Source organism: Thauera sp. AutoDN2 (assembly GCF_051280715.1).
Taxonomy (GTDB): Bacteria; Pseudomonadota; Gammaproteobacteria; order Burkholderiales; family Rhodocyclaceae; genus Thauera.
In genome coordinates this window covers 83,655-107,805 of record NZ_JBNCAR010000010.1, presented here as the reverse complement: position 1 = coordinate 107,805, position 24,151 = coordinate 83,655, and the positions used below count along the sequence as shown (strand labels likewise).

Sequence of the window (24,151 nt, the reverse complement as noted above, 5' to 3'; positions counted from 1 at the left end):
ACGGATAGGCTCAGGCCTGCTCGCCTTCGGCTTCGCCCTCAGCAGCAGCGCCCTTGACCACCAGGGCGGTCGCCACGACAGGGTCGCCTTCGCCATGCTGCACCAGCTCGACGCCGGCGGGCAGCTTGACCTGCGACAGGTGCACCGATGCACCAGCTTCAAGTGCCGACAGGTCGACCGTGACGAACTCGGGCAGATCCTTCGGCAGGCACTGGACGTCGATTTCGTTGATCACGTGGGAGATCATGCAGCCGCCGAGCTTGACGGCAGGGCTGACGTCGTCGCCGGAGAAGTGCAGTGGCACCTTCAGGTGCATCTTCTCGCCGGCGGCAATGCGCTGGAAGTCCAGGTGCAGCACTTGCTGCTTGAACGGGTGCCATTGGGAGTCACGCAGCACCACCGATTCCTTCTTGCCTTCGACGTCGATCGAGAGCACGGAGGCGTGGAAGGCTTCCTTGCGCAGCAGGTGGTAGAGCTCGTTGTGATCCATGGTGATCAGGCTGACTTCGCCCGCACCGCCGTAGATGATGCCCGGCAGCTGGCCTGCGCGACGAAGGCGGCGGCTCGCACCCGTACCTTGAGCGTCACGCTTGGTGGCCTTGAATTCGATCTGCATTGTGTTGCTCCTGAGTGATGAGTGTCCCAGCCCGCGACCAGGCGAGGACGGTGAGAGCCCATCCGGCGCAAGGCCGGACGGGCAAAATACTTATTCCATGAACAGCGAGGAAACCGACTCCTCGTTGCTGATGCGCAGGATGGTGTCTGCGAGCAGCGAAGCCACCGAGACCTGGCGGATGCGGTTGCAGGCCTTGGCGTCTTCGCGCAGCGGGATGGTGTCCGTGACGACGAGTTCGTCGAGCGCCGAATCGTTGATGCGCGACACGGCAGCGCCTGACAGCACGGCGTGCGTGCAGTAGGACAGCACGCGCTTGGCGCCATGCTCCTTGAGCGCTGCAGCCGCCTTGCACAGCGTGCCCGCGGTGTCGACGATGTCGTCCATGATCACGCAGGTGCGGCCTTCGACCTCACCGATGATGTTCATCACTTCGGACACGTTGGCCTTGGGGCGGCGCTTGTCGATGATCGCCAGGTCGCACTCCATGCGCTTGGCAAAGGCGCGCGCGCGCACCACGCCGCCGACGTCGGGCGAAACGACGAGCAGATCGTCGTATTTCTGCTTGTCGAGGTCGGCGAGCAGCACCGGTGCGGCATAGACGTTGTCGACCGCGATGTCGAAGAAGCCCTGGATCTGGTCGGCGTGCAGGTCCATCGTCAGCAGGCGCTGGACGCCCACTGCCTGCAGCATGTTGGCGACGACCTTGGCCGTGATGGGCACGCGAGCCGAACGCGGGCGGCGGTCCTGGCGGGCGTAGCCGAAGTAGGGGATGGCTGCGGTGATGCGGCCCGCGGAAGCGCGTTTCAGCGCGTCGACCAGCACCAGCAACTCCATCAGGTTGTCGTTGGTCGGGGAACAGGTGGGCTGCAGGACGAAGACGTCCTTGCCGCGCACGTTCTCGAGCAATTCGACGTTGACTTCACCGTCCGAAAAGCGGCCGACGGTGGCCGAACCGAGGGAGATACCCAGACGTCGCGTCACATCGGCGCCAAGCTTGGGGTTGGCGTTGCCGGTGAAGACCATCAGGCTGCCGTGGGGCATTTCAGCTACTCCGAAGCCGTTAAAACGACGCGCGAATAAAAGCCGTCGCGCAGAAACGACTCGGGCAGGCTCATGGCCTGCCCGTCGTCATCTGGCTGGGGAGGAAGGATTCGAACCCTCGAATGCCGGAATCAAAATCCGGTGCCTTAACCGACTTGGCGACTCCCCAAGAAACCTTTTCGCCTGCAAAAACGATCTGCTGACGAAGCGGGCGCTATTGTAGCCAACCGTAAAGCGGATGGCGAGTCAGACTTTTCGCCTTCCAAGCGCTCCACGCTGGCGGGCAAAGTTTCGTGATGCGATCGGCTTCCTGTTCGGAGTCGACTTCTGCAAACACGCAGGCACCCGAGCCTGTCATTCTGGCCGGCGCTTTGGTCGCCAGCCAGTCAATCGCCTTGCGCACTTCCGGGTAATGGCTGCAGGCCACAGGCTGCAGGTCGTTCCGGGTGGCGCTTGCTGCGAAGTCCGCCATTCTGATTGGAGTGGTATTTCGCGTCAAGTCCCGGGAAGAAAAAATTTCCGCCGTCGGCACCTGGACTCCGGGCGACAGGATCACGTACCAGGCGGGCGGCAGTTCCAGCGGCTGCAGGGCCTCACCCACACCCTCGGCAAATGCGTCGCGGCCAAACACGAACACCGGCACATCGGCGCCCAGTTGCAGGGCGAGCGTTTGCAGGCGTGCCCGGCTCAGGCCAGTGTTCCACAGGCGGTTGAGGGCGATCAGTGTCGTGGCCGCGTCAGAACTGCCACCGCCGATGCCGCCGCCCATGGGCAGCGCTTTGTGCAGCGCGATGTCTGCGCCGAGCGTGCAGCCCGTGTGCTGCTGCAACAGGCGCGCCGCGCGCACGACCAGATCCTGCTCGGCAGGAACGCCCGGCACTTCAGTGACACGGACGATGTTTCCGTCCGCGCGTTGCGTGAAGTCGAGCGTATCCCCCCAGTCCAGCAGCCGGAATGCGGTCTGCAGCAGGTGGTAGCCATCTGCGCGCCTGCCGACGACGTGGAGGAACAGGTTCAGTTTCGCTGGCGCAGGGCAGCCGAGCAGGCGGTAGGGCGCCTGGGTGTCGGGGGGTGTGGCGTTCACTGCGGAAGCGTCCAGTAATCGATGACCAGGCGCAGGCGCGTTTCGCCGCGCGAGATGTCGATCCGTGCGGGCAGCGCCTGCGGACCTTCGTCCGCATAGCCAGGGTAGTCGATGCGCCAGCCTTGGTCGATGACCAGCAGCGGGCGGCCGGCGGCGTCGTGCGCGCGCACCTCGGCGAACGCTCCGGGGGCGCCCTGCACCCAGCTTGCGAGGCTTGCTACGGGCAGTTCGATACCGAGAAGCTCTGGCAGCAGGGTGTCAGCGTCTGGGGCGGTGTGCTGCGTGCCGTCCGCCCGCGTGAGAGTCGCGCTGTCGGCGCTGCTCTCCAGGCGCGCGACGATCTGGCCCAGGGGGCTGAACAAGGTGAGGTGGTCCGCCAGTGCGGTGTGCTGCCAAGCCACGCCGCCATTTGCGGCTTGCCGGCCATCGGTGGCCGAAATCCGGCCCTCAAGGAGGAAGGCCGGGGCTGCAGCGCGCGCGGCTACGGTGACGCCCTCACGTATCTCGAGCGGGGCGCAGGCGGACAGCAGCGCCAGCGCGGCCATGGCGGCGATCGTGCGCACCGGCGCTGCGGCGGCCCCGTTGCGGGGGACTTGCAGCGTCATTGCGCCCCCAGGCGGTCCATGGTTTCCCGCAGCACGCGGTTTTCCGGGTGGGCGACGAGTGCTTCTGCGAAGATGCGCCGCGCGTCCTCTCGGCGATCCGCCGACCACAGCACCTCGCCAAGGTGAGCGGCAATCTCGGCATCCTGGCGGATGCCGTATGCGCGCTCAAGGTGGCTCAGGGCGCCCGGCGTGTCACCGCGCCGGAAGCGCACCCAGCCCAGGCTGTCGAGGATGAAGGGGTCGTCGGGGAGCAGCTCGAGCGCACGCACGATCAGGGTTTCGGCCTCCTCGAGGCGCAAGCTGCGGTCCGCGAGCGAATAGCCGAGCGCGTTGTAGGCGTGCGCGTGCTCCGGGTCGAGTTCGATGACGCGGCGCAGGCGCGACTCCATCAGGTCGAGGCGGTCCAGTCGCTCGGACAGCATCGCGGCTTCGTAGAGCAGGCCGGTGTCGTCGGGCGTTTCGCGCAGGGCTTCATCGATGACGAGCAGCGCTTCACCGCTGCGGTCGGCATCGCGCAGGATCTGCACTTCGGTGAGCACATAGCGGCGCAGGATCTCGGGTTCGTCATCTTCGCCCTGAAGCCGAGCGCGGGCTTCGTCGATCCGCCCCTCACGGCCCAGGCTGAGCGCGCTGCGGATGGTAGCTTCGGGGCGCAGGTCGAGGTCGCTGATCTCATCGAACCACTTGCGTGCGGCTTCCCCGTCGCCCCGGTCGGCGGAGATCTGGCCCATGTGCAGGCGAACCAGGTCCGGGTGCGGATAGTCGGCTGCGAGCGCGCGGGCAAATTGGATCTCGGCGTCGGCAGGGTCTCCCAGTTGCACGGACAGCAGAGCCACCGCATAGAGCAGCTCGGCGTCCCCCGGCGTGCCCGAGAGCAGGCTGCGGAACTCATCGCGCGCCTCCGCGTAGCGCTGGGCCGACACCAGGCTTCGCGCCCACGCCAGGCGCAGCTCGCGGTCGTCGGGGGCGTCCGTGACAGCCTTCTGCAAGTGGGTCAGAGCCTCGTCCTGTGCGCCAGCCTGCTGCAGGATCTGCGCCTTCATCAGCACTGCGGGCGCCCAGCCGCTGCGCAGCTCGAGCGCACGCTCGACTCCCGCCAGCGCGCCCATGGCGTCCTGCGCGCCCAGGGCGGCCTGGGCGCGAGCGATGTGTGCTTCCGGAGCGTCGAGGTAGGGCTCGGTCAGCCGCTGAACGATGCTTCGTACGGCCTGCCGGTCCGGGACGCGGGCCAATGCACGATTCAGGCCGAGCAGGTTCTGCGGCAGGCGTTCGCTCGACTGCGCCAGCACGCGTGCGAGCTGGATCTGCACGGCGTCGAGGTTGACGCTGTCACCGTGTTCGCGGCCCTCCATGCTTGCGAGCACGCGCCGTGCTTCTTCCGACTCTGGGGCGACTTCCGCCCAGATGCCTGCTGCGGTGCGCGCCATCTGCAGGTTGCGTGCGTACATGGCGATCTCGGTCGCACGGCGGGCGATGCGCGGATCGCGCGTGCTGCGTGCGAGATCGAGATAGAGCTGGGCCGACAGCCCGATCTGGCCGCGTGAGCCGGCGATCTCGGCGAGCAGGAAATGGTAGAGCGTACGCGGGGTAAGTTCCTGCGCGGGCAGGGGGCCGCCGATCGGATCGCCATTGGCGGCAAGGGCGCTGCCGCTGGTGCCCAGTGCCAGAGCGAGGCAGACCGAGCGGGCGAGGCGGGAAAGCTGAATCTTCATGAAAAGGGGTCCGCACGACGTGTGGGGGTTGCGGCTGAGCCGCAGGCCGGAGAAGCGTCCGCGGCGCGGCGCTGTCCTGCCTTGGAGCGGCTCGACTAGAATTCGTTTCGCACCATGGTATGCAGATCGATGCCATGGCTGCAACCCGTCGGCAACGCAGCTTCGCTGTCTGTTGTGCCGGTGCCCGCTCCGCTGTCGTTTCGGCGTGCGGGCGCGGGCGCCCGAGAACACTGCCCCGAGCCCTTGCTATGCCCGAACTGCCCGAAGTCGAAACCACCTGTCGCGGCATCCGGCCCCACGCCGAAGGGCGGGTGCTCGGTGGGCTCGTGGTGCGCAATGCCAACCTGCGCCAGCCGGTGCCGGCGGAGCTTGCCTCCATTCTGGCGGGGCGCAGGCTGGAGCGCGTCTGGCGACGGGCGAAGTATTTGCTTTTCGACTTTGGCAGCGGCACGGTGATCGTTCACCTGGGCATGTCGGGTAGCCTGCGGGTGGTGCCTGCGAACGAGCCTCCGGGGCGGCACGATCACGTTGACTTCGTGTTCGGCGCGCAGGCGCTGCGCCTGCGCGACCCACGCCGCTTCGGACTGGTGGCCTGGCAAGCGGGGGATGCCACTGTGCATCCGCTGCTTGCCAGGCTGGGAATCGAGCCCTTGGGCGACGGCTTCGAAGGCGGCTGGCTGTATCGCCACACGCGCGGCTTGCGCGCGCCGATCAAGCACGTGCTCATGGACAGCCATCGCATCGTCGGTGTGGGCAACATCTACGCATCCGAAAGCCTGTTCCGGGCCAGGATCCACCCGCTGGAGGCGGCAGGCCGGCTCGGGCCGCGACGCTGCGCGCGACTGGCGGAAGCGGTGCGCGAAACCCTCTCGGCTGCCATCGAGGCTGGCGGCAGCACTTTGCGGGACTTCGTTGGCGGCGACGGCAGGCCCGGGTACTTCCAGCAGCAATACTTCGTCTATGGGCGCGAAGACGCGCCCTGCCGCGTATGCGCGCGGCCGGTGCGGCGCATCCTGAGTGCGCAGCGTTCGACCTTCCTCTGTCCACATTGCCAGCGCCGCGGCTGAGTCGCGGGTGCGCCGGGGGCGTGCAATTTCGCACGGAAGCGCGCCAGAGATGAAGGTATGGTTCAATGAATATATTTACGCGGAATCTTTCGCCCCTCGTGGTTCCTCCATTCACGGGCGCATTTGCCGCGACGACGCAGAGGTGAACAGCCGATGACCGATCTGACTGAACAGTTCTCCGCCTACGGGCGCTGGCGCATGCATGCCGCCGAGGCGGTGAGCCGTCTGCGCACCTGGCTCTCGCGCAACGATGTTGGCGATGCGCAGTCCGACATGCGGCTGCAATACCTGCTCGAGCGCCTGTACGACGACCGGCTCACGGTGGCGTTCGTCGCGGAGTTCTCACGCGGCAAGTCCGAGCTGATCAACGCGGTCTTCTTCGCGGACCGCGGGGACCGCATCCTCCCTTCCAGTTCGGGGCGTACCACCATGTGCCCCACCGAACTGCAATGGACCAAGGGCGCAACGCCGGAGTTGCGCCTGCTGCCGATCCGCACCCGGGCGCGCGGCACGCCGGTGAGCGAACTCAAGCGCTACCCCGAGGAATGGGTGGTGCTGCCGCTCGAATCTGCAGACACCGCCGAACTGCAGCTTGCGCTCGCGCGCGTAGGGCAGACCGAGAAGGTGAGCGCAGAGGAGGCGGCCGCGCTCGGTTTCGCTGTGGACCTGGAGGGTAAGGGGGGTATCGCGCCCGATGCTGACGGGCGGATCGAGATCCCGAGCTGGCGCCATGCCCTCATCCAGTTTCCCCACCCGCTGCTGGAGCAGGGGCTGGTGGTGCTCGACACGCCGGGCCTCAACGCGATCGGGGCTGAGCCCGAGCTCACGCTCTCCATGTTGCCCAATGCGCACGCGGTGCTGTTCATCCTCGCTGCCGACACCGGGGTTACGCAGAGCGACCTCGCGATCTGGCGCGACTACGTGCAGGCTGGCGGCGCGCGCCAGCACGGGCGCATGGTGGTGCTCAACAAGATCGACGGCCTGTGGGACGGATTGCGCGACGATGCTCGTATCGAGAGTGAGATTTCACGTCAGATCGACGCCGTGGCGGCAACGCTCGGCGTAGGGCGGGAGGCGGTGTTCCCGGTGTCTGCCCAAAAAGGGCTCGTCGCGCGCATCCAGAATGACGCCGCGCTGCTCGAACGCAGCCGTATCCCGCAACTCGAGCGCGCGCTTGCGGAGGACGTGCTGCCTGCGCGCCAGGAAATCGTCCGTGACGACACCCTTGCCGAGACGGGTGAAGTCGCTGCCTGCACGCGTACCCTGCTCGAGGCGAGGCTGGCGAGCCTGCGCGAACAGCTGCAGGAACTGACGGATCTGCGCGGCAAGAATCAGAGCGTGATCGAGTACATGATGCGCAAGATCCGCAGCGAGAAGGAAGAGTTCGAGCAGGGCTTGCAGAAGTACTACGCGGTGCGCTCGGTGTTTTCGGATCTCACCAACAACCTTTTCGCACACATGGGGCTTGATGCGCTGCGCAATGAAACCCGTCGTACGCGGGAGGCGATGCTGGAGTCCTCCTTCACGCGCGGCCTGCGCGACGCCATGGAAGGGTACTTCCGCAACCTGCGGGCCAACCTGCAGCGCTCCACGACCGAGATCGGCGAGATCACGCGCATGCTTGACAGCATGTACAAGCGCTTCAGTGTGGAGCACGGGCTGAAGCTGAGTGCTCCAGAGAGCTTTTCGACCTTGCGTTACGAGAAGGAACTCGAGCGCCTGGAGGCGGCCTTCGATCGTCAGCTCAATACCGCGCTGACCTTGGTGACGACCGAGAAGCATGCGTTGACGCAGAAATTCTTCGAGACCGTGGCAGTGCAGGCGCGGCGCACCTTCGAGGTGGCCAATCGCGACGTCGAGCAGTGGTTGCGGGCGGTGATGTCGCCGCTGGAGACGCAGGTGCGTGAGTATCAGATCCAGCTCAAGCGCAGGCTGGAGAGCGTCAAGCGCATCCATGAGGCGACGGACACGCTGGAGAACCGCGTCGAGGAACTCAAGCAGAGCGAGCAGGCGGTGTGTGCGCTGCTCGATGAACTCGCTGTGTTGCAGGATGGCGTTGCCGCTGCGCTCGGTGCGCCTCCGGCGGGCCGGAAGGCGCAGGCGGCTGAGCGCGCCGCAGCCTGAGCGTGCCGCGATGCGCGCCGCGCGGAGCGCTGCAAGGCGCTCCGCGCGGGCGATGACACGAGTCGGCCCCCGTGTGGCCTACTCAGGCCCTCGTCAGGCCTTGCCGGTCAGCTTGAGGAACTTCGACATCAGTTGCTCGTGGGTTTCCTGGTGGCCGGGATCCACCGGAATACAGTCCACCGGACAGACTTGCTGGCACTGCGGTTCGTCGAAGTGGCCGACGCATTCGGTGCATTTGTCGGGGTCGATCTCATAGATCTCTTCGCCCTGTGAGATCGCGCCGTTGGGGCATTCCGGTTCGCAGACGTCGCAGTTGATGCATTCGTCGGTAATCATCAGAGCCATGGTCTTCGCTTCCTTGCGTTTACTTTGATTTGAGTCTTTCCTGCAGTCGTGCGAGCACCTTGGGCTGCACGAACTTGCTCACGTCGCCGCCGAGGCGGGCGATCTCCCGCACCATCGTGGCGGAAATGAACATGAACTCCTCACCGGGCGTCAGAAATACCGTCTCTACGTCCGGATAGAGCTTGCGGTTCATGCCCGCCATCTGGAACTCGTACTCGAAGTCGGACACTGCGCGCAATCCGCGCAGGATCACCCGGGCGTCCTGCTGCTTGAGGAAATCCATCAGCAGGCAGTCGAAGCCGACAACGTCCACGTTCGTGAAGGCAGAAACCGCGTCGCGTGCGATGTCCACGCGATCCTCGAGGCTGAAGATCGGGTTCTTGCTGTTGCTGCGCGCTACAGCGACGACGACGCGCTCGAACAGCAGCGACGCCCGGCGCACGAGATCCTCGTGTCCGCGCGTGAACGGGTCGAACGTGCCTGGATAGACCGCGATCGCTTGCTTCATTCATCGCCCCTGCGCATCAGGTGGAAATGGACCTGACCGGCGCGGCCCTGTCTGACCGAGCGCCAGTTGCCGAGCTGTTCAATGACGGCTTCGGATTCGACATACAGCCACCCTCCCTGTGCCGTCAGACGGTCCAGCCAGGGTGACACCCGCTCGATCCAGCCCTGGTTGTAAGGTGGGTCGAGGAAGACGCCGTCGAAGGTGCGCGGCGTCGTCTGGGCGAATCTTACCGCATCGCCGCGGACGATCTCTACTTGCGAAGCCAGCAGGGTCTTTGCGGCTTTGTGCAGTGCGTCCAGCGCACGCGGATCGCGCTCCACCAGCACCACGCCTGCTGCGCCGCGCGAGGCCGCCTCGAAGCCAAGGATGCCGCTGCCGGCAAAGAGGTCGAGGCAGTGCTGCCCATGCAGATCCTGCCCCAGCCAGTTGAACAGGGTCTCGCGCACGCGGTCGGGGGTTGGCCTGAGGCCGGTGACGCCGGCGACTTCGATCTGGCGCGAGCGCCAGGTGCCGCCGACGATGCGGACGCGACTCACTGGGGGGGCTCCGCGCCCGCGGCCGGTGGCGGAACGTCGTTGCGGTCGCCGTCTCCTCCGGCGATCACCGTGATCAACTGCTCGGGCCGAATGCGCCGTTGCCAGGCTTCGCGCACCGCTTCTGCGGTGACGGCCTCCACTTCGCGCGGGTAGCGATCCAGCCAGTCGAGCGCGAGTCCGTAGAAGCCGATCATGGAGACGTAATCGAGCAACTTGGCGTTGGAATCGAGGCGCAGACCGAAGCCGTTGACGAGGTTGTCGCGAGCGGCTTGCAGCTCGTCGGCAGTGGGGCCTTCCGCAATGAACTGCGCCAGGGTGTCGCGCACGACGTCGAGCGCCTCCTCGGTCTGGCCGCCGCGGGTCTGCAGGCCGATCTGGAAGGGGCCGGCGACCTGCTGCGGGGCGAGGAAGCTATAGACGCTGTAGGCGAAGCCGCGCTTCTCGCGCACCTCGGTGGTCAGTCGCGATACGAAGCCGCCTCCGCCCAGGATGTAATTGCCCACCAGGAGCGGGAAATAGTCCGGGTCTTCGCGCGTCATGCCGAGCTGGCCGACCAGGATGTGCGCCTGCGCCGCCGGGTGCGGGATCCGTAGGATGCTTGCTCCGCCGGGCGCTGGATCCGGAAGTGGCGTGGCGGGCTCGGTTGCAGGCAGTCGCTCGGTCAGTCGCACCGCGATACGTTCGGCTGCAGCGCGATCGAGATCGCCGACGATGGCGACCGTCGCCCGGTTCGCACCGTAGTGCTTGCGGTGAAAGCCCACCAGATCTGCGCGCGTGAGTGCAGCCAGTGACTCGGGCGTGCTCTGGCGGCCGTAGGGGTGATCTGTGTACAGCGAGGCAGTGAACTGGCGAGCTGCCAGCGTGGCGGGTTTGGTCAGGGCTTCGCGCAGGGCCGCGACGGCGCGGCTGCGCTCGCGCTCGAGCACCGCTTCGGGAAAGCTCGGTCGGGCGAGCAGATCGGCAACAAGCGCGATCGCCGCGTCCAGCTCCGCCGCGGACGACAGGCTGCGCAAGGACAGGCTGACGCGATCGTTGTCGGTACCGCCACTGAGCTGGATGCCGAGGTCGGCCTTGCGGTCGGCGATGGTCTGTTCGTCCAGTTCGCCTGCACCCGCGTCGAGCAAGGCGTGCGTCATGCTGGCCAGGCCTGCCTTGTCCGCGGCGTCAAGGGCGCTGCCTGCCGCGAAGGAGATCTGGACGTCCACCAGCGGCAGTGCGCGGCTCTCGACGAAATGGACGCGGGCACCGGTGGGCGCGGTCCAGTGGAGGATCTCCGGAGCAGCCAGCGCAGCGGAGGTGGCACCGAGCCCGAAGCTCAGCGTGAGGCTCAGGGCGAGCGCGCGGACGCCGCCAATGAGACGGACGGTTGGGCGATGCAGAAGGCGAGCGATCATGGAGGTCCTCCCTCGTGTCAGTGGCGCAGCGTAGTGAAGGGCGAGCGCGCGCGCTTGTCTTCCAGGGGCTGTGGTTCGAGCTGTGCGATGTTGAGGCTGTCGTCGCTGAAGTAGCGGGCTGCGACGGCTTGCACCTCCTCCGCCGTGACCGAGCGCAGGCCTTCGAGCAGGGCGGCTTCATCGCGCCAAGAGAGGCCGGCCGACTCCATGTAGCCGATCTCCATCGCCTGACCCATCAGCGAGTCGCGCTTGAACACCTGCGCAGCCACGGCCTGCGTCTTCACGCGGGCCAGCTCCTCGGCGCTGATCCCTTCGTCGCGGATGCGCCGGATCTCGGCATGCAAGGCGTGCTGCAGGGACTCGACCGAGGTTCCGGCGGCCGGGACACCGTAGAGATAGAACAGCGAGGGGCCGCGGTTTCCGGTGTCGTAGCTTGCACCCACGCTGACTGCGAGGCGTTCGTCCCGCACCAGGCGGCGGGTGAGGCGTGCGCCGTCGTAGCCATCCAGCACCGCGGCCAGCACCTGGAGCGCGTGCGCCTCGCGGTCGGCGACCGGGTCGCGCAGCGCAGGAACATGCCAGGTCATGGCGAGATAGGGCAGCTCGGCCGGTGCTCGCACCCTTGCACTGCGCGGCCCGCGCTGCTCCGGTTCGGGCGAAATGCGCCGTTCGGGCAGCGCGCGCGCCGGGATGCGGCCGTAGTGTTCGGTGGCCATGCGGAAGACTTCCTTGTGGTTCACATCGCCGACCACCACCAGATAGGCGTTGTTGGGCGCGTACCAGCGTGCGTACCAGTTGCGGGCATCTTCGGGCTGCATGGTCTCGAGGTCGGGCATCCAGCCGATCACCGGCCGGCGATAGGGGTGGGCGGTGTAGGTGGTGGCCATCAGTTGCTCGAACACCAGCGCTCGGGGCTGGTCGTCGGTGCGCAGCCGCCGCTCTTCCTTCACCACCTCGATCTCGCGCGCGAACTCGTCATCGGTGAGCACCAGGTTCTGCATGCGGTCCGCCTCGAGCGCCATCATCTGCGCCAGATGCTCGGGCGGGATCTGCTGAAAGTAGGCGGTATAGTCCTTGCCGGTGAAGGCATTGTCGCGCCCGCCGACGGCAGCGACGCGCCTGTTGAACTCGCCCGGGCCGACGTTCTGCGTGCCCTTGAACATCATGTGCTCAAGTACGTGCGCCACGCCCGAGACACCGTCCGGCTCGTCCATGCCGCCGGCGCGGTACCAGACCATGTGCACCACCGAGGGAGCGCGGCGGTCCTCCTTGACGATCAGCTTCATGCCGTTGTCGAGCGTGGTTTCGAAAGGGTTGGCGTGTGCGGGCACGCCGGTCAGCGCGGCGATTGCGGCGCCAGCGAGCAGTGTGCGGGCAAGGGTGTGGCGAATCATGGAGTTGTCCTGCATCTGTTAGAATTCGCGGCACTCCGCGAGGCCAGGCGCGCATTGCGCAGCCTGGCCGGGGAGCCGCATCTTAGCGTGATCGGCGGCGCGCGCCCAAGGCTGGCCGGACGTGCAGGCGCCGACGCAAAACGTCCCCTCTGACCCGAGCGTTTCATGTTTGGTTTCCTGAAGAAGAAGTTCGGCAAGGCCGATGACGCCGCCAAGGCACCGGAGCTTGCCGAGGCGGTGGAGCCCGCCGAAGCAGCCTCCGAGGTGCAGCCCGAGCCCGGGCACCTGTCTGGCGAGGGGCTGAAGCCGTCGCCCGAGGGCGCGGTGGATGGCGCCGCAGAGGCGTCTGACGGACGGCTGGCCGGCACGGCCGAAGCATCCGATCCGGCCGTGGGCGCGCCTGCCATGCCACAAGCGCACGAAGGCGCGTCCTCCGGTGAGTTGCCTCCTGCGGTGCGGGATGCTGAGCCCGCCGTCGAGCGCGAACCTGCCACGGTGTCGGAGAAGGCGTCAGCGACTGAGTGCGAGCCCCCTGTGCGGATGTCGACGGCTTTCGCGGCAGAGCAGCCCGGCCCTGTGCTGGAGCCCGAACCCGAACTCGAACCCGAACCGGAGCCAGAGCCAGAGCCAGAGCCAGAGCCAGAGCCAGAGCCAGAAGCACCCGCTGCTGAGCCGGCCGCGAAGAAATCCTGGGCCGAGCGCCTTAAGGCCGGCCTTGCCCGCACCCGCCAGCAGTTCGGTGGCGGCCTGGCGAGCCTCTTCGGGCTGCGCAAGATCGACGAGGACCTGCTTGAGGAGCTGGAGTCGACGCTGCTGATGGCCGATTGCGGGGTCGATGCCACGCAGCACCTCATCGACGATCTGCGTCGGCGCTGGAAGCGCGACCGGCTGGAGACCGCCGACCAGTTGCAGAAGGCGCTGGCCGACGGCTTGCACGAGATCATTGCGCCGCTCGAGGTGCCGCTGCGGGTCGAGGGCCACCAGCCCTTCATCATCATGATCGCGGGCATCAACGGTTCCGGAAAGACGACCTCGATCGGCAAGCTCGCAAAGTACTTCCAGGCCCAGGGCAAGAGCGTGCTGCTGGCAGCAGGTGACACCTTCCGCGCGGCTGCGCGCGAGCAACTGATGACCTGGGGCGAGCGCAACAATGTCACCGTGGTCGCGCAGGACAGTGGCGATGCAGCGGCGGTGATCTTCGATGCGATCAATGCCGCCCGTGCGCGCAGGATCGACGTTGTGCTCGCCGACACCGCGGGCCGACTGCCGACCCAACTGCACCTGATGGAAGAGATCGCCAAGGTGCGCCGGGTGATCGCCAAGGCCGATCCCTCCGGCCCCCATGAAGTGCTGCTGGTACTCGATGCCAACATCGGGCAGAACGCGCTCGCGCAGGTAAAGGCCTTCGACAAGGCGATCGGCGTCACTGGCCTGGTGGTGACCAAGCTCGACGGCACCGCAAAGGGTGGCGTGCTGGCTGCGATCGCACGCCAGTGCCCGAAGCCGCTGCGTTTCATCGGCGTGGGTGAGGGCATCGACGATCTTCAGCCGTTCAAGGCGCGGGAGTTCGTGGATGCCCTGTTCGAGCCGGGCGCCGCCGCAGTCAAGGTCGGGGCGGAAGCGCGCAGATGATCGTTTTCGAGGCCGTGGCCAAACGCTACGCGGGGGGCTACACGGCGCTGGCCGATGTCAGCTTCGAGATCCGCCACGGCGAACTGGTCGTGCTGTCCGGGCACTCCGGTGCGGGCAAGAGCACGCTGTTCAAGCTCATCCCCGTGATCGAACGCCCGACCTCCGGGCGCGTGCTGATCAACGGGCAGGATGTCTCCCACCTGCCGAAGACGGCGATTCCCTATCTGCGCCGGAATCTTGGTCTGGTGCTGCAGGAGAGCCGCCTGCTGTTCGACCGTAACGTTTACGACAACGTGATCCTGCCGCTGGTGATTACCGGTCACCCACCGGGGGACGCCGCCCGGCGGGTGGCTGCTGCGCTGGAGCGCGTGGGGCTTGCAGGGCGTGGCAAGGAGATGCCGGCAGGGCTGTCCGGGGGGGAGCAGCAGCGGGTGGCCATTGCGCGCGCGATCGTGAATCGGCCCTCGATCCTGATCGCGGATGAGCCTACCGCCCACCTCGATCCCGCTTACGCGGCCGAGATCGCCGCGCTGTTCCGCTCCTTCAACGAGGCCGGTGTCAGCGTCCTGGTATCGACCCACGATGCCTCGCTGTTCGCGGCCAGCCGGCCGCGGCGGCTCGTGCTCGCCAAGGGGCAACTGGTCGAGGATACGCGCCCGACCGGGCGTCCCGCGATGGAGGCGTACGCATGACGAGCTGGCTGTATCTGCATCTGCGCGCGATCGGCCATGCCCTGAGCAGGCTTGCCGCCCAACCACTGGGCACACTGCTGTCCGCGCTGGTGGTGGGCATTGCGCTCTCGCTGCCCGGCGGCGGGTATCTGCTGCTGGACAACGTCGCCTCGCTCGTGCGTGGCGTATCGGGCAGCCCGGAGATCAGCGTCTTTCTGGAGGTGGGTGCGAGCGAGGCGGAGGTGGCGGCGATCGAACGCCGGATCAAGGCCGAGTCCGAGGTGGCGAGCTATCGTTACGTGCCGCGCGAAGAGGGGCTGCGCCAGTTGGAGGCGGCAGGATTGGGCGACGTGCTGGGCGGCCTGCAGGCCAACCCGCTCCCCGACGCGTTCGTGATCTCGCCGCGGGGCGAGGCGCCCGAATTGTTCGATCGCCTTGCGCAGGACATGCAGGCCTGGCCCAGGGTTGCGCATGTGCAGCTCGACTCTGCCTGGGTGCAGCGCCTGCACGCGCTGATTGGCCTTGGGCGCTCGGCGGTGCTGATGCTCGCTGGCCTGCTTGGCTTCGCGCTCGTCATCGTCACCTTCAACACCATCCGCCTGCAGATCCTCACGCAGCGCCAGGAGATCGCGGTGAGCCGCCTGCTCGGCGCGACCGACCCCTTCATCCGCCGCCCCTTCTACTGGTTCGGCGGTTTGCAGGGGGCGCTTGGCGGGCTTGTGGCGCTGGGCACGATCTGGGCTGGTGTAACGGGGCTCGCGCAGCCGGTGGCGCGGCTTGCGGAAACCTACGGGGCGATATTCCTGCTCAGCGGGCCAGACTGGCGGGTTTCGGTCGCCATCGTGGTGTTCGCTGCTTTCCTCGGCTGGCTCGGCGCCGTGATTTCGGTGCGCAGGCATCTTGCCGGCGCTTGATTTCTTTTAATCCGTCCAAATGTAGGCTGAGTTGCCGGGTGCTGCAGATTGGTTTCGGATGGCCTGGCGCGAAGATGGGGGTGCGGCGGCTTGGACATCGCGCTGGATGATCATAGTGAATTTCAATCGAAGGCATCTCCATAATCAATTAGAGCAATGTGTGGAACAGGTCTAAAATTCATTCCATCGAGTTTTCACACACCGCTTCACCGCAACTCACCGGAGGATTACAGATGTCGCTGATCAACACCCAGGTCCAACCGTTCAAAGCCCAAGCCTACAAGAACGGCAAGTTCATCGAAGTGACCGACGCCGACCTGAAGGGCAAGTGGTCCGTGCTGATCTTCATGCCGGCTGCCTTCACCTTCAACTGCCCGACCGAGATCGAGGACGCGGCCGATCACTACGCCGAGTTCCAGAAGGTTGGCGCTGAGGTGTACATCGTCACCACCGATACGCACTTCTCGCACAAGGTGTGGCACGAGACCTCCGCCGCCGTCGGCAAGGCCCAGTTCGCCCTGGTCGGCGACCCGACGCATCAGCTGACCCGCGCCTTCGATGTGCATATTGATGAGGAAGGCCTGGCGCTGCGCGGCACCTTCGTGATCAACCCCGAAGGCGTGATCAAGACGATGGAAGTGCACGACAACGCCATCGCCCGTGACGTGACCGAGACCGTTCGCAAGCTCAAGGCTGCCCAGTACGTGGCCGCCCACCCGAACGAAGTCTGCCCCGCCAAGTGGAAGGAAGGCGAGCAGACCCTGGCTCCGTCGATCGACCTGGTCGGCAAGATCTAAGACGATCGCTGCAGTTCCCCCGGGCCGGATCGGCCCGGGTTGCAAGCCCACGCAGCCGGCTACACGCCGGCTGTGTCATATCCGCAGCGCTGAAAACATCAGCGTTCAAAAAAATAATCAAGGAAGCCTGTCATGCTCGACGCCAATATCAAGACTCAACTGAAAGCCTACCTGGAGCGGGTGACGCAGCCGATCGAGATCGTGGCGTCGCTCGATGACAGCCCGAAGTCCAAGGAAATGCTCGAGCTGCTGCACGATGTCGTGGAGCAGTCGACGCATATCACGCTCGTCGAGCGCCGCGACGACGACGAGCGCAAGCCCTCGTTCTCGGTCGGCCCGCGCGGCGGCGAAGCCCGCGTGCGCTTTGCCGGCCTGCCGATGGGCCATGAGTTCACCTCCCTGATCCTTGCGCTGCTGCAGGCCGGTGGCTACCCGCCCAAGGTGGAGGCCGATGTGATCGAGCAGATCAAGGCCCTCGACGTCGAGCTCAACTTCGAGACCTACATTTCGCTCTCCTGCCACAACTGCCCGGATGTGGTGCAGGCGCTCAACCTGATGGCGGTGCTGAACCCGAAGATCCGGCACACCATGGTCGATGGCGCGCTGTTCCAGAAGGAAGTCGAAGAGCGCCAGATCATGGCGGTGCCGACGGTGTTCCTGAACGGCGAGGAGTTCGACCAGGGCCGTCTCGAGCTCGGCCAGATCCTCGCCAAGGTCGACACCGGTGCCGCGGCGCGCGACGCGAAGAAGCTGTCTGAAAAGTCTGCGTTCGACGTGCTCGTCGTCGGTGGCGGCCCGGCTGGCGCGGCGGCGGCGATCTACGCCGCACGCAAGGGCATCCGCACTGGCGTGGTGGCCGAGCGCTTCGGCGGCCAGGTGATGGACACGTTGGCGATCGAGAACTTCATCTCGGTGAAGTACACCGAAGGCCCGAAGCTGGTCGCCAGCCTGGAAGAGCACGTCAAGGAATACGAAGTCGACGTCATGAACCTGCAGCGCGTCGCCGGCGTGGTGCCGGGCGAGAACCTGCACGAGGTGAAGATGGAGAACGGTGCCAGCCTCAAGGCCCGCACCGTGATCGTCGCCACCGGTGCGCGCTGGCGGGAGATGAACGTGCCGGGCGAAAAGGAATTCCGCGGCAAGGGCGTGGCCTACTGCCCGCACTGCGACGGCCCGCTGTTCAAGGGCAAGCGCGTGGCGGTGATCGGCGGCGGTAACTCCGGCGTCGAGGCTGCGATCGACCTCGCGGGCATCGTCGCCCATGTCACCCTGCTGGAGTTCGCCGACGAACTGCGTGCCGATGCCGTGCTGCAGAAGAAGCTCTACAGCCTGCCCAACGTCACCGTGATCAAGTCGGCGCAGACCACCGAGGTCACCGGCGGCGAGAAGGTCGATGGCCTGATGTACAAGGATCGGACCTCCGACACCATGCACCGCATCGACCTCGAGGGCATTTTCGTGCAGATCGGCCTGCTGCCCAACACCGACTTCCTCAAGGGGACGGTGGTACTCAGCCGCTTCGGCGAGGTGGTAGTCGACGCCAAGGGCCAGACCTCGGTGTCAGGCATCTTCGCTGCGGGCGACTGCACCACGGTGCCGTACAAGCAGATCATCATCGCCATGGGTGAAGGGGCCAAGGCCTCGCTGTCGGCCTTCGACCACCTGATCCGCAGCACCTCGCCGGCGGCCTGATCCACACCGCAAAGCATGCACGGCCCCGCCTCGCGCGGGGCCTTTTGCATTGGCGCAGGCACTCGCGGCACACTCCACTTGTCACAGCCTGCACTGCTCCCGGAGAACACCCTTGCCTTTCAGCTGGTTCGAGCGTCGCGTCGACCCCTATCCCGAAGCCGCTCCCGGCCCCGCGCCGCGCGGCTTCTTCGCCTTCCTGTGGGCAGGCACCGAGGGGATGCGGCCCTTCATCCTCGGCATGATGCTGCTGACCGCGACCATCGGCGCCTTCGAGGCCCTGCTGTTCGCGATGCTCGGTCGTGTGGTCGACTGGCTGGCCGAGGTCGAGCCGGCGCACTTGTGGGCGGACGAGGGCGGTACGCTGTTGCTGCTCGCCGCCATCATCCTCGGCAGTATCGTGCTCGTGGCGGTGCAGACCATGCTCAAGCACCAGAGCCTGGCGGGCAACTTCCCGATGCGCCTGCGCTGGAACTTTCACCGCCTGATGCTCGGCCAGAGCATGAGTTTCTACCAGGACGAGTTCGCAGGCCGCGTGTCGGCCAAGGTCATGCAGACCGCGCTCGCAGTGCGCGACACCTGCCTGATCCTCACCGACATCCTGGTCTTCGTGAGCATCTACTTCGTCACCATGGTGCTGGTGGTCGGGAGCTTTGACGCCTGGTTGCTGGCGCCTTTTCTCGGCTGGCTCGTGCTCTACGGCTTCGCGCTGCGCTGGTTCGTGCCGCGACTGTCGAAGGTTTCGCGTGCGCAGGCCGATGCGCGGGCGCTGATGACCGGACGCATCACCGATGCCTACACCAACATCGCGACGGTGAAGCTGTTCTCGCACGCGGGGCGCGAAGCGGCCTATGCGCGCGGCGCGATGCAGGAGTTCATGCACACCGTGCACGCACAGATGCGTCTGGTCAGCGGCATCGAGATCATCAACCATAGCCTTTCTATGCTGCTGATCCTTGCCACGAGCGGGGTTGCGCTTTGGTTGTGGAGCCAGGGCCAGGTGGGCATCGGTGCGGTCGCGGCGGCCAGCGCGATGGCGCTGCGCCTCAATGGCATGTCGCACTGGGTGATGTGGGAGATGGCTGCGCTGTTCGAGAATGTGGGCACCGTACAGGACGGCATCAACACCTTGTCGCGCCCGCATGCAGTCGTCGATTGCGCGGAGGCGAAGCCCTTGGAAGTGTGCCGTGGCGAGATCCGCTTCGAGCAGCTGGGTTTCGCCTACGGTGCAACCGGCCCGCAGGCCAGGAAGGTGATTGACGATTTCACGCTCACCATTCGCCCGGGCGAGAAGATCGGCGTGGTCGGGCGCTCGGGCGCGGGCAAGTCGACGCTGGTGAACCTGCTGCTGCGCTTCTACGACCTCGAACAGGGTCGCATCCTGATCGATGGCCAGGACATCGCCGGGGTTACCCAGAACAGCTTGCGTGCGCAGATCGGCATGGTGACGCAGGATACCTCGCTGTTGCACCGCTCGGTGCGCGACAACATTCTCTACGGCCGCCCTGATGCGACCGATGAGGACATGATCGCTGCGGCGCAACGTGCCGAAGCGCACGACTTCATCCTGGGCCTCTCCGATCCGCATGGCCGGAGCGGCTATGATGCCCATGTCGGCGAGCGCGGCGTCAAGCTCTCCGGTGGCCAGCGGCAGCGTATCGCGATCGCGCGCGTGATGCTGAAGGATGCCCCCATCCTGCTGCTCGACGAGGCCACCAGTGCGCTCGACTCCGAGGTCGAGGCCGCCATCCAGCAGAGCCTCTACCGCCTGATGGAAGGCAAGACGGTAGTCGCGATTGCGCACCGGCTATCGACGATCGCGGCCATGGATCGCCTGGTGGTGATGGACAAGGGGCGCATCGTCGAGGAGGGTGACCACCGCAGCCTGCTCGCCCGGGGGGGACTCTATGCACGCCTGTGGGCGCACCAGAGTGGGGGGTTTCTGGGTGAGGAGGTGGAAGAGGCCGAGGAGAGGGGTGGGGCGGCTGCGCGCGCGCAGGCGCTGTTGCGCGCCTGATGCTGCAACTGCCGTTAGAATCTCGCCATGAATGCTCCGGCACGCGTCATGGACCCCGTCCAGGCGAGCGGCGATGGCCACTTGCCGGGCAGCATATGGCTCGTCTATCTGTGTGGTGCCGTGTTGTTCGGAGCGCTGTTCGCGCTTGAGCGGCGGCTGATCGACGACACCGTCTTCGCGATCGCGCGTGAGCGTGGGGCGGCACTGTTCTCGCTGGTCCAGACGACGCGCGAATGGAATGCGCAACACGGTGGCGTCTATGTGCCGGTCGGCGACAAGGCTCAGCCCAATCCCTATCTCGATCACCCGGGACGTGACCTCGAGACGGTGGACGGCAAGCGCCTGACCATGATCAACCCTGCCTTCATGACGCGCCAGATCGCGGAGCTCGCGTCGCGCGGCGATGGCATTCGCTTGCATATCACAAGCCTGACCCCCATTCGCCCGGGAAACCAGCCCGACCTGTGGGAGAAGAACGCACTGCAGCGTTTCGAAGCCGGGGAGCCGGAGGTCCTGGAACTGGTGCGTGAGCAGGCCGATGCGCCGGTGCATCGCTACATGGCACCGCTGCGCGTGCAGGAGCCCTGCATGCAGTGCCATGCCGCGCAGGGCTATGAGGTTGGCGACATCCGCGGCGGTATTTCGGTGAGCATGCCCGCCGGGGTGCTGGTCGCCCGCCGCGACGAGTTGTTGCAACGCGCGGCCGCGCTCTACCTGGTCGCCTTCCTGCTCACTGCCGGACTGATCCATGGTCTGTTGCGGGCCAACGTTCGCCACCTGCGCTTCGTGCGCGGCATCAATGCCGAACAGGAAAAGCTGATTGTCGCGCGCACGGGCGAACTCGCCGAAGCCAACCGCTGCCTCGCCGCCGAGGTGGAGATGCACCAGCGCAGCGAGCGCAGCCTGGCCGCAAGCAAGGCACGTTACCGGGCGATCTTCGACAGTACGGCGGAAGGCATCATGGTGACCGACCCCGCGGGCCGCGTTGTCCAGGTCAATCCTGCTTTTTCGGAGATTACCGGCTACGGTGCCGACGAAGTGATCGGCCGCAATCCCGCGATGCTCGGCTCCGGTCGCCACGATGCAGGATTTTTCGAGCGCATGTTTGCAGCGCTGGGGCGCGACGGCGTGTGGCAGGGCGAGATCTGGAATCGGCGCAAGGATGGCGATCTCTACGTGCAGTGGATGTCGGTGACGCGCATCCTCGGGCCCGACGGGCTTGAAGGCTATGTGGCCACGATGACCGACATCACCTCGCGCAAGAAGGCCGAGGAGAAGCTGCGCTTCCGTGCCGACCACGATGCCCTGACCGGACTGCCCAACCGCAGTCTGTTCAGCGACCGCTTGCAGACGGCGATGGCCAAGGCGCATCGGCATGGCGACCGCTTTGCACTGATGCTGGTGGATCTCGACCGCTTCAAGGGTGTCAATGACCGTTTCGGTCACCTGGCGGGCGATGCGCTGCTGGTCGAGGTGGCGCGCCGCCTGCGCGACTGCGTACGTGGCTCGGACACGGTCGCCCGATTGGGGGGCGACGAGTTCGCAGTGGTGCTCGACGAGGTCGACGGCTTCGATGATGCGAGGGAAGTCGCGGAGCGCATCTGTGTCGACATGGCGCGCCCCTTCGAGCTACCCGAAGGGACGGCAGAGATCGGCGCATCGGTTGGGATCGCGCTCGGGCCGGATGGCTCGGCGGACGCGGAGGAGTTGATCCGCCGTGCCGATGCTGCGCTGTATAGCGTCAAGCGCGGCACGCGGGGCACCTTCCGCTTCTTCGAAGCAGAGCCGGCGTAGTTCAGCGGGGAACGGGGCGGCCCGGCAGGCAGGCGTGCCCGGCCCGCCACATCAGGCCAGGAAGTGGAACACCTCGGGGTCGTTCCAGTGCTCGAGCAGCACCCGCTCCACGCGTGCCTGCCAGAGTTCGCCGAAGCGTCTTGCCTGGGCCGCATCGGGCGCACCGCGCATGCATACCTGCATCAGCGCAGCCATGTCGGGGTGCGGCGGCACTTTCGAGAGTTCTGCTGCGGCGTCCAGCGTTGCACCGTTGTCGCTGCGCGTGAAGCGCAGGGCCAGCGGTTGCGCATGCGCGCCGAAGGCCTGCAGGTTGCGGCGAACGAAGCGTCCGCCGATTCCCTTGAAACCCCCGTCCTGTGCGCTGCCGGTAAGCAGGCCGACTACCGCTGCGATGACGCCCGTCACCCCTTCGTCGAGTGGATGCTGGAAGCTCACCCGGACCGTCCCGCGCACGGGGACTTCGTCCGGAAACAGACGGGTCATCGCGTGGTGGGCGAGCGCATAGGCGGACGCTACGGTGGGGCAGGAGTGGCCCGCGAGGCGTACTGCGTCGGCATATCCATACTCGAGCACGCCGCCCTCGGCAGCACCGAGAAAGTCGGCCAGTGGATCGCGCACGACGATGCGAGGGACGCGGTCGAAAAAGGCGGGGAAGCGTTCGCTGGACATGGTGGCTCCGAGGGTGGGGACGCGGCGATTGTCCGCCTCCGCCTGCGATGTGCCTTGATGTGGCTCATCCGCTCATTGGCAGTTTGGGGTAGAAGCCGATACGCGGTTGGGGGTTGGGTCCCGTTCAGATGGCGCCAGCCTGGTGCAGGGCTTCGATCTGGGCGGGCGTATACCCCAGCGCCTCCAGCACCGCGTCGGTGTGCTGGCCGAGCGCCGGGCCGATCCACTCGGTTCCCCCCGGCGTTGTCGATAGCTTGGGGACCACGCCTGGCATGCGGCAGTCGCGCCCGTCGGGCAGCTTCACAGTCTGCAGCATGTCGCGCGCAAGGAATTGCGGATCGGTGAACATGTCCGCGACCGAATAGATGCGCGAGGCCGGCACCTCTGCGGTGGCGAGCGTGTCAAGCGCCTCGGCCTCGTCCTGCTCTGCGACCCAGGTGTCGATCGCGGCGTAGAGTTCATCACGGCGGGCATCGCGCCCTGCGTTGTCAGCCAGCGTCGGGTCCGCGGCGAGGTCGTCGCGTCCCATCGCCTCCATCAGCCTGCGGAAGATTGCGTCGCCATTGGCGCCGATGGTGATGTGACGGCCGTCCTTCGTGGTGTGGGTATTGGAGGGGGTGATGCCGGGCATGATGTTGCCGGTGCGTTCGCGCACGAAGCCGACCACGTCGAACTCCGGCACCAGCGATTCCATCATCGCGAACACGGCCTCGTACAGCGCTACGCCAACCACCTGACCCTGACCGCCGTTCACCTCCCGGTGGCGCAACGCCATCATTGCACCGAGCGCCCCCCACAGTGCGGCGATCGAATCGCCGATCGAGATCCCGGTCTTGACCGGCGGGCGGTCGGGAAAGCCGGTCACATAGCGCAACCCGCCCATCGACTCGCCGATGGCGCCGAAGCCGGGCTGCTGCGCCATCGGCCCGGTCTGGCCGAAGCCCGACAGGCGCAGCATGACCAGCCCGGGGTTGAGGGCCGACAGGGTTTCCCAGCCCAGACCGAGCTTCTCCAGCACGCCGGGGCGGAAGTTTTCCACCACGATATCGGCCTCGGTTGCCAGCCTGCGTACCACCTCCACCCCGTCGGGATGTTTCAGGTTTACCGTCACCGACTTCTTGTTGCGTGCCTGCAGGTACCACCACAGCGAGGTGCCCTCGTAGCGCTTGCGCCATGTTCGCAGCGGATCGCCACCGTCAGGGGACTCGATCTTGATCACCTCGGCGCCAAACTCAGCGAGGATGCGGGCGGCGAAGGGGCCGGCGATCAGGGTGCCGAGCTCAAGAACCTTCAGGCCGGCGAGGGGTTTGGCGGGTGTGGTCATGGCGGGGCGGTGAATACGGTGGGCCACATTATGTCAGGCTCAGCTGGCAGCACGCTGCGTCCGTTGAGCGCGGGCTGCTCGCCAACCTCGGCGTCATCGCAGCCGGCGCGCTCGTGGCGTGGAGTGGGCGAGCGTGGCCGGGCTGTGTGGTCGGTGGCGTGGTCGGCGTGCTGGTGCTTGCAGGCGCGGTGCGCATCCTGCGCTTGAAGCAAGCCCAC

The 24,151-nt window shown here is 66.4% G+C and carries 22 protein-coding genes and 1 tRNA gene; 9 read left to right on the top strand and 14 right to left on the bottom strand.

The genetic code is table 11. From position 1 onward, the window contains the following. Nucleotides 1–10: 10 nt before the first annotated feature. The 6 genes from ACPT9U_RS08285 to ACPT9U_RS08260 all read right to left on the bottom strand — a co-directional run bounded on the left by ACPT9U_RS08285 (nucleotide 11) and on the right by ACPT9U_RS08260 (nucleotide 5,058). Entirely contained in the window at nucleotides 11–616 is a 606-nt protein-coding gene (locus ACPT9U_RS08285) for a 50S ribosomal protein L25/general stress protein Ctc (protein ID WP_418365228.1), read from the bottom strand. A 90-nt stretch (nucleotides 617–706) separates the two neighbouring features. Then, entirely contained in the window at nucleotides 707–1,657 is a 951-nt protein-coding gene (locus ACPT9U_RS08280; protein ID WP_002931055.1) for a ribose-phosphate pyrophosphokinase, read from the bottom strand. 92 nt (nucleotides 1,658–1,749) lie between these two features. Continuing rightward, a tRNA-Gln gene (locus ACPT9U_RS08275) sits at nucleotides 1,750–1,826 on the bottom strand. A 45-nt stretch (nucleotides 1,827–1,871) separates the two neighbouring features. Then, entirely contained in the window at nucleotides 1,872–2,756 is an 885-nt protein-coding gene (ispE, locus tag ACPT9U_RS08270) for a 4-(cytidine 5'-diphospho)-2-C-methyl-D-erythritol kinase (protein ID WP_435750559.1), read from the bottom strand. Further along, nucleotides 2,738–3,346, bottom strand: a complete 609-nt coding sequence (gene lolB / locus ACPT9U_RS08265) for a lipoprotein insertase outer membrane protein LolB (protein WP_435750554.1) — start codon at nucleotides 3,344–3,346, stop codon at nucleotides 2,738–2,740. Before lolB ends, ispE begins: the two co-directional genes overlap by 19 nt. Beyond that, entirely contained in the window at nucleotides 3,343–5,058 is a 1,716-nt protein-coding gene (locus ACPT9U_RS08260) for a tetratricopeptide repeat protein (protein ID WP_435750553.1), read from the bottom strand. The genes lolB and ACPT9U_RS08260 overlap by 4 nt, the downstream gene beginning before the upstream one ends. A 248-nt stretch (nucleotides 5,059–5,306) precedes the next feature. Between ACPT9U_RS08260 and mutM the strand changes: the two genes are divergently transcribed. Both mutM and ACPT9U_RS08250 read left to right on the top strand, forming a co-directional pair. Next, on the top strand, nucleotides 5,307–6,125 hold the full coding sequence (mutM, locus tag ACPT9U_RS08255; RefSeq protein WP_435750552.1) for a bifunctional DNA-formamidopyrimidine glycosylase/DNA-(apurinic or apyrimidinic site) lyase: 819 nt from the start codon (nucleotides 5,307–5,309) through the stop codon (nucleotides 6,123–6,125). A gap of 153 nt (nucleotides 6,126–6,278) precedes the next feature. Next, nucleotides 6,279–8,249, top strand: coding sequence for a dynamin family protein (locus tag ACPT9U_RS08250; protein WP_435750551.1), 1,971 nt, complete (start codon nucleotides 6,279–6,281; stop codon nucleotides 8,247–8,249). A gap of 93 nt (nucleotides 8,250–8,342) precedes the next feature. Here ACPT9U_RS08250 and ACPT9U_RS08245 read toward each other — a convergent pair whose 3' ends face one another. Genes ACPT9U_RS08245 through ACPT9U_RS08225 form a run of 5 tightly spaced genes read right to left on the bottom strand, consistent with a single transcriptional unit; the run spans nucleotide 8,343 to nucleotide 12,426 of the window. Further along, complete coding sequence (locus tag ACPT9U_RS08245; RefSeq protein ID WP_418365223.1) at nucleotides 8,343–8,594, bottom strand: YfhL family 4Fe-4S dicluster ferredoxin; 252 nt, start codon at nucleotides 8,592–8,594, stop codon at nucleotides 8,343–8,345. Between the two features lie 19 nt (nucleotides 8,595–8,613). Next, complete coding sequence (gene coaD / locus ACPT9U_RS08240) at nucleotides 8,614–9,102, bottom strand: pantetheine-phosphate adenylyltransferase (protein ID WP_418365222.1); 489 nt, start codon at nucleotides 9,100–9,102, stop codon at nucleotides 8,614–8,616. After that, nucleotides 9,099–9,638, bottom strand: a complete 540-nt coding sequence (rsmD, locus tag ACPT9U_RS08235; protein ID WP_435750550.1) for a 16S rRNA (guanine(966)-N(2))-methyltransferase RsmD — start codon at nucleotides 9,636–9,638, stop codon at nucleotides 9,099–9,101. The genes coaD and rsmD overlap by 4 nt, the downstream gene beginning before the upstream one ends. Then, nucleotides 9,635–11,032, bottom strand: coding sequence for a M16 family metallopeptidase (locus tag ACPT9U_RS08230; RefSeq protein WP_435750549.1), 1,398 nt, complete (start codon nucleotides 11,030–11,032; stop codon nucleotides 9,635–9,637). The genes rsmD and ACPT9U_RS08230 overlap by 4 nt, the downstream gene beginning before the upstream one ends. Nucleotides 11,033–11,049: 17 nt before the next feature. Then, nucleotides 11,050–12,426, bottom strand: coding sequence for a M16 family metallopeptidase (locus tag ACPT9U_RS08225; protein WP_435750548.1), 1,377 nt, complete (start codon nucleotides 12,424–12,426; stop codon nucleotides 11,050–11,052). A 165-nt stretch (nucleotides 12,427–12,591) separates the two neighbouring features. Here ACPT9U_RS08225 and ftsY point away from each other — a divergent pair, with 165 nt between their 5' ends. The 7 genes from ftsY to ACPT9U_RS08190 all read left to right on the top strand — a co-directional run bounded on the left by ftsY (nucleotide 12,592) and on the right by ACPT9U_RS08190 (nucleotide 21,940). Beyond that, nucleotides 12,592–14,058 (top strand): signal recognition particle-docking protein FtsY, encoded by a 1,467-nt coding sequence (ftsY, locus tag ACPT9U_RS08220; RefSeq protein ID WP_435750547.1) that lies wholly within the window; start codon nucleotides 12,592–12,594, stop codon nucleotides 14,056–14,058. Beyond that, complete coding sequence (locus tag ACPT9U_RS08215; protein ID WP_435750546.1) at nucleotides 14,055–14,750, top strand: cell division ATP-binding protein FtsE; 696 nt, start codon at nucleotides 14,055–14,057, stop codon at nucleotides 14,748–14,750. Before ftsY ends, ACPT9U_RS08215 begins: the two co-directional genes overlap by 4 nt. Beyond that, a complete protein-coding gene (gene ftsX, locus ACPT9U_RS08210) occupies nucleotides 14,747–15,643 on the top strand; it encodes a permease-like cell division protein FtsX (protein WP_435750545.1) in 897 nt (298 codons plus the stop codon). The genes ACPT9U_RS08215 and ftsX overlap by 4 nt, the downstream gene beginning before the upstream one ends. Nucleotides 15,644–15,876: 233 nt before the next feature. Continuing rightward, nucleotides 15,877–16,440 (top strand): alkyl hydroperoxide reductase subunit C, encoded by a 564-nt coding sequence (gene ahpC / locus ACPT9U_RS08205; protein ID WP_418365215.1) that lies wholly within the window; start codon nucleotides 15,877–15,879, stop codon nucleotides 16,438–16,440. 132 nt (nucleotides 16,441–16,572) lie between these two features. Next, nucleotides 16,573–18,132, top strand: a complete 1,560-nt coding sequence (gene ahpF, locus ACPT9U_RS08200) for an alkyl hydroperoxide reductase subunit F (RefSeq protein WP_435750544.1) — start codon at nucleotides 16,573–16,575, stop codon at nucleotides 18,130–18,132. Between the two features lie 112 nt (nucleotides 18,133–18,244). Further along, nucleotides 18,245–20,146 (top strand): ABC transporter ATP-binding protein, encoded by a 1,902-nt coding sequence (locus ACPT9U_RS08195; protein ID WP_435750543.1) that lies wholly within the window; start codon nucleotides 18,245–18,247, stop codon nucleotides 20,144–20,146. A gap of 27 nt (nucleotides 20,147–20,173) precedes the next feature. Then, nucleotides 20,174–21,940: a diguanylate cyclase domain-containing protein gene (locus ACPT9U_RS08190; protein ID WP_435750542.1), complete on the top strand. Its 1,767-nt coding sequence runs from the start codon at nucleotides 20,174–20,176 to the stop codon at nucleotides 21,938–21,940. Between the two features lie 51 nt (nucleotides 21,941–21,991). Here ACPT9U_RS08190 and ACPT9U_RS08185 read toward each other — a convergent pair whose 3' ends face one another. From ACPT9U_RS08185 to ACPT9U_RS08175, 3 genes are all read right to left on the bottom strand, one after another. Continuing rightward, complete coding sequence (locus ACPT9U_RS08185; protein ID WP_418365211.1) at nucleotides 21,992–22,609, bottom strand: hypothetical protein; 618 nt, start codon at nucleotides 22,607–22,609, stop codon at nucleotides 21,992–21,994. Between the two features lie 124 nt (nucleotides 22,610–22,733). Beyond that, entirely contained in the window at nucleotides 22,734–23,933 is a 1,200-nt protein-coding gene (locus ACPT9U_RS08180; protein WP_435750541.1) for a CaiB/BaiF CoA transferase family protein, read from the bottom strand. After that, the gene (locus ACPT9U_RS08175; RefSeq protein WP_435750540.1) at nucleotides 23,930–24,151 is read right to left on the bottom strand and encodes a hypothetical protein; all 222 of its coding nucleotides are present in this window, start codon (nucleotides 24,149–24,151) and stop codon (nucleotides 23,930–23,932) included. The genes ACPT9U_RS08180 and ACPT9U_RS08175 overlap by 4 nt, the downstream gene beginning before the upstream one ends.

What these genes read in the sequence shown, in the direction of transcription:
- ACPT9U_RS08285 (WP_418365228.1), bottom strand. Translation starts at nt 616, where the DNA reads ATGCAGATCGAATTCAAGGCCACCAAGCGTGACGCTCAAGGTACGGGT.
- ACPT9U_RS08280 (WP_002931055.1), bottom strand. Translation starts at nt 1,657, where the DNA reads ATGCCCCACGGCAGCCTGATGGTCTTCACCGGCAACGCCAACCCCAAG.
- lolB (WP_435750554.1), bottom strand. Translation starts at nt 3,346, where the DNA reads ATGACGCTGCAAGTCCCCCGCAACGGGGCCGCCGCAGCGCCGGTGCGC.
- ACPT9U_RS08260 (WP_435750553.1), bottom strand. Translation starts at nt 5,058, where the DNA reads ATGAAGATTCAGCTTTCCCGCCTCGCCCGCTCGGTCTGCCTCGCTCTG.
- mutM (WP_435750552.1), top strand. Translation starts at nt 5,307, where the DNA reads ATGCCCGAACTGCCCGAAGTCGAAACCACCTGTCGCGGCATCCGGCCC.
- ACPT9U_RS08250 (WP_435750551.1), top strand. Translation starts at nt 6,279, where the DNA reads ATGACCGATCTGACTGAACAGTTCTCCGCCTACGGGCGCTGGCGCATG.
- ACPT9U_RS08245 (WP_418365223.1), bottom strand. Translation starts at nt 8,594, where the DNA reads ATGGCTCTGATGATTACCGACGAATGCATCAACTGCGACGTCTGCGAA.
- coaD (WP_418365222.1), bottom strand. Translation starts at nt 9,102, where the DNA reads ATGAAGCAAGCGATCGCGGTCTATCCAGGCACGTTCGACCCGTTCACG.
- ACPT9U_RS08230 (WP_435750549.1), bottom strand. Translation starts at nt 11,032, where the DNA reads ATGATCGCTCGCCTTCTGCATCGCCCAACCGTCCGTCTCATTGGCGGC.
- ACPT9U_RS08225 (WP_435750548.1), bottom strand. Translation starts at nt 12,426, where the DNA reads ATGATTCGCCACACCCTTGCCCGCACACTGCTCGCTGGCGCCGCAATC.
- ftsY (WP_435750547.1), top strand. Translation starts at nt 12,592, where the DNA reads ATGTTTGGTTTCCTGAAGAAGAAGTTCGGCAAGGCCGATGACGCCGCC.
- ACPT9U_RS08215 (WP_435750546.1), top strand. Translation starts at nt 14,055, where the DNA reads ATGATCGTTTTCGAGGCCGTGGCCAAACGCTACGCGGGGGGCTACACG.
- ftsX (WP_435750545.1), top strand. Translation starts at nt 14,747, where the DNA reads ATGACGAGCTGGCTGTATCTGCATCTGCGCGCGATCGGCCATGCCCTG.
- ahpC (WP_418365215.1), top strand. Translation starts at nt 15,877, where the DNA reads ATGTCGCTGATCAACACCCAGGTCCAACCGTTCAAAGCCCAAGCCTAC.
- ahpF (WP_435750544.1), top strand. Translation starts at nt 16,573, where the DNA reads ATGCTCGACGCCAATATCAAGACTCAACTGAAAGCCTACCTGGAGCGG.
- ACPT9U_RS08190 (WP_435750542.1), top strand. Translation starts at nt 20,174, where the DNA reads ATGAATGCTCCGGCACGCGTCATGGACCCCGTCCAGGCGAGCGGCGAT.
- ACPT9U_RS08185 (WP_418365211.1), bottom strand. Translation starts at nt 22,609, where the DNA reads ATGTCCAGCGAACGCTTCCCCGCCTTTTTCGACCGCGTCCCTCGCATC.
- ACPT9U_RS08180 (WP_435750541.1), bottom strand. Translation starts at nt 23,933, where the DNA reads ATGACCACACCCGCCAAACCCCTCGCCGGCCTGAAGGTTCTTGAGCTC.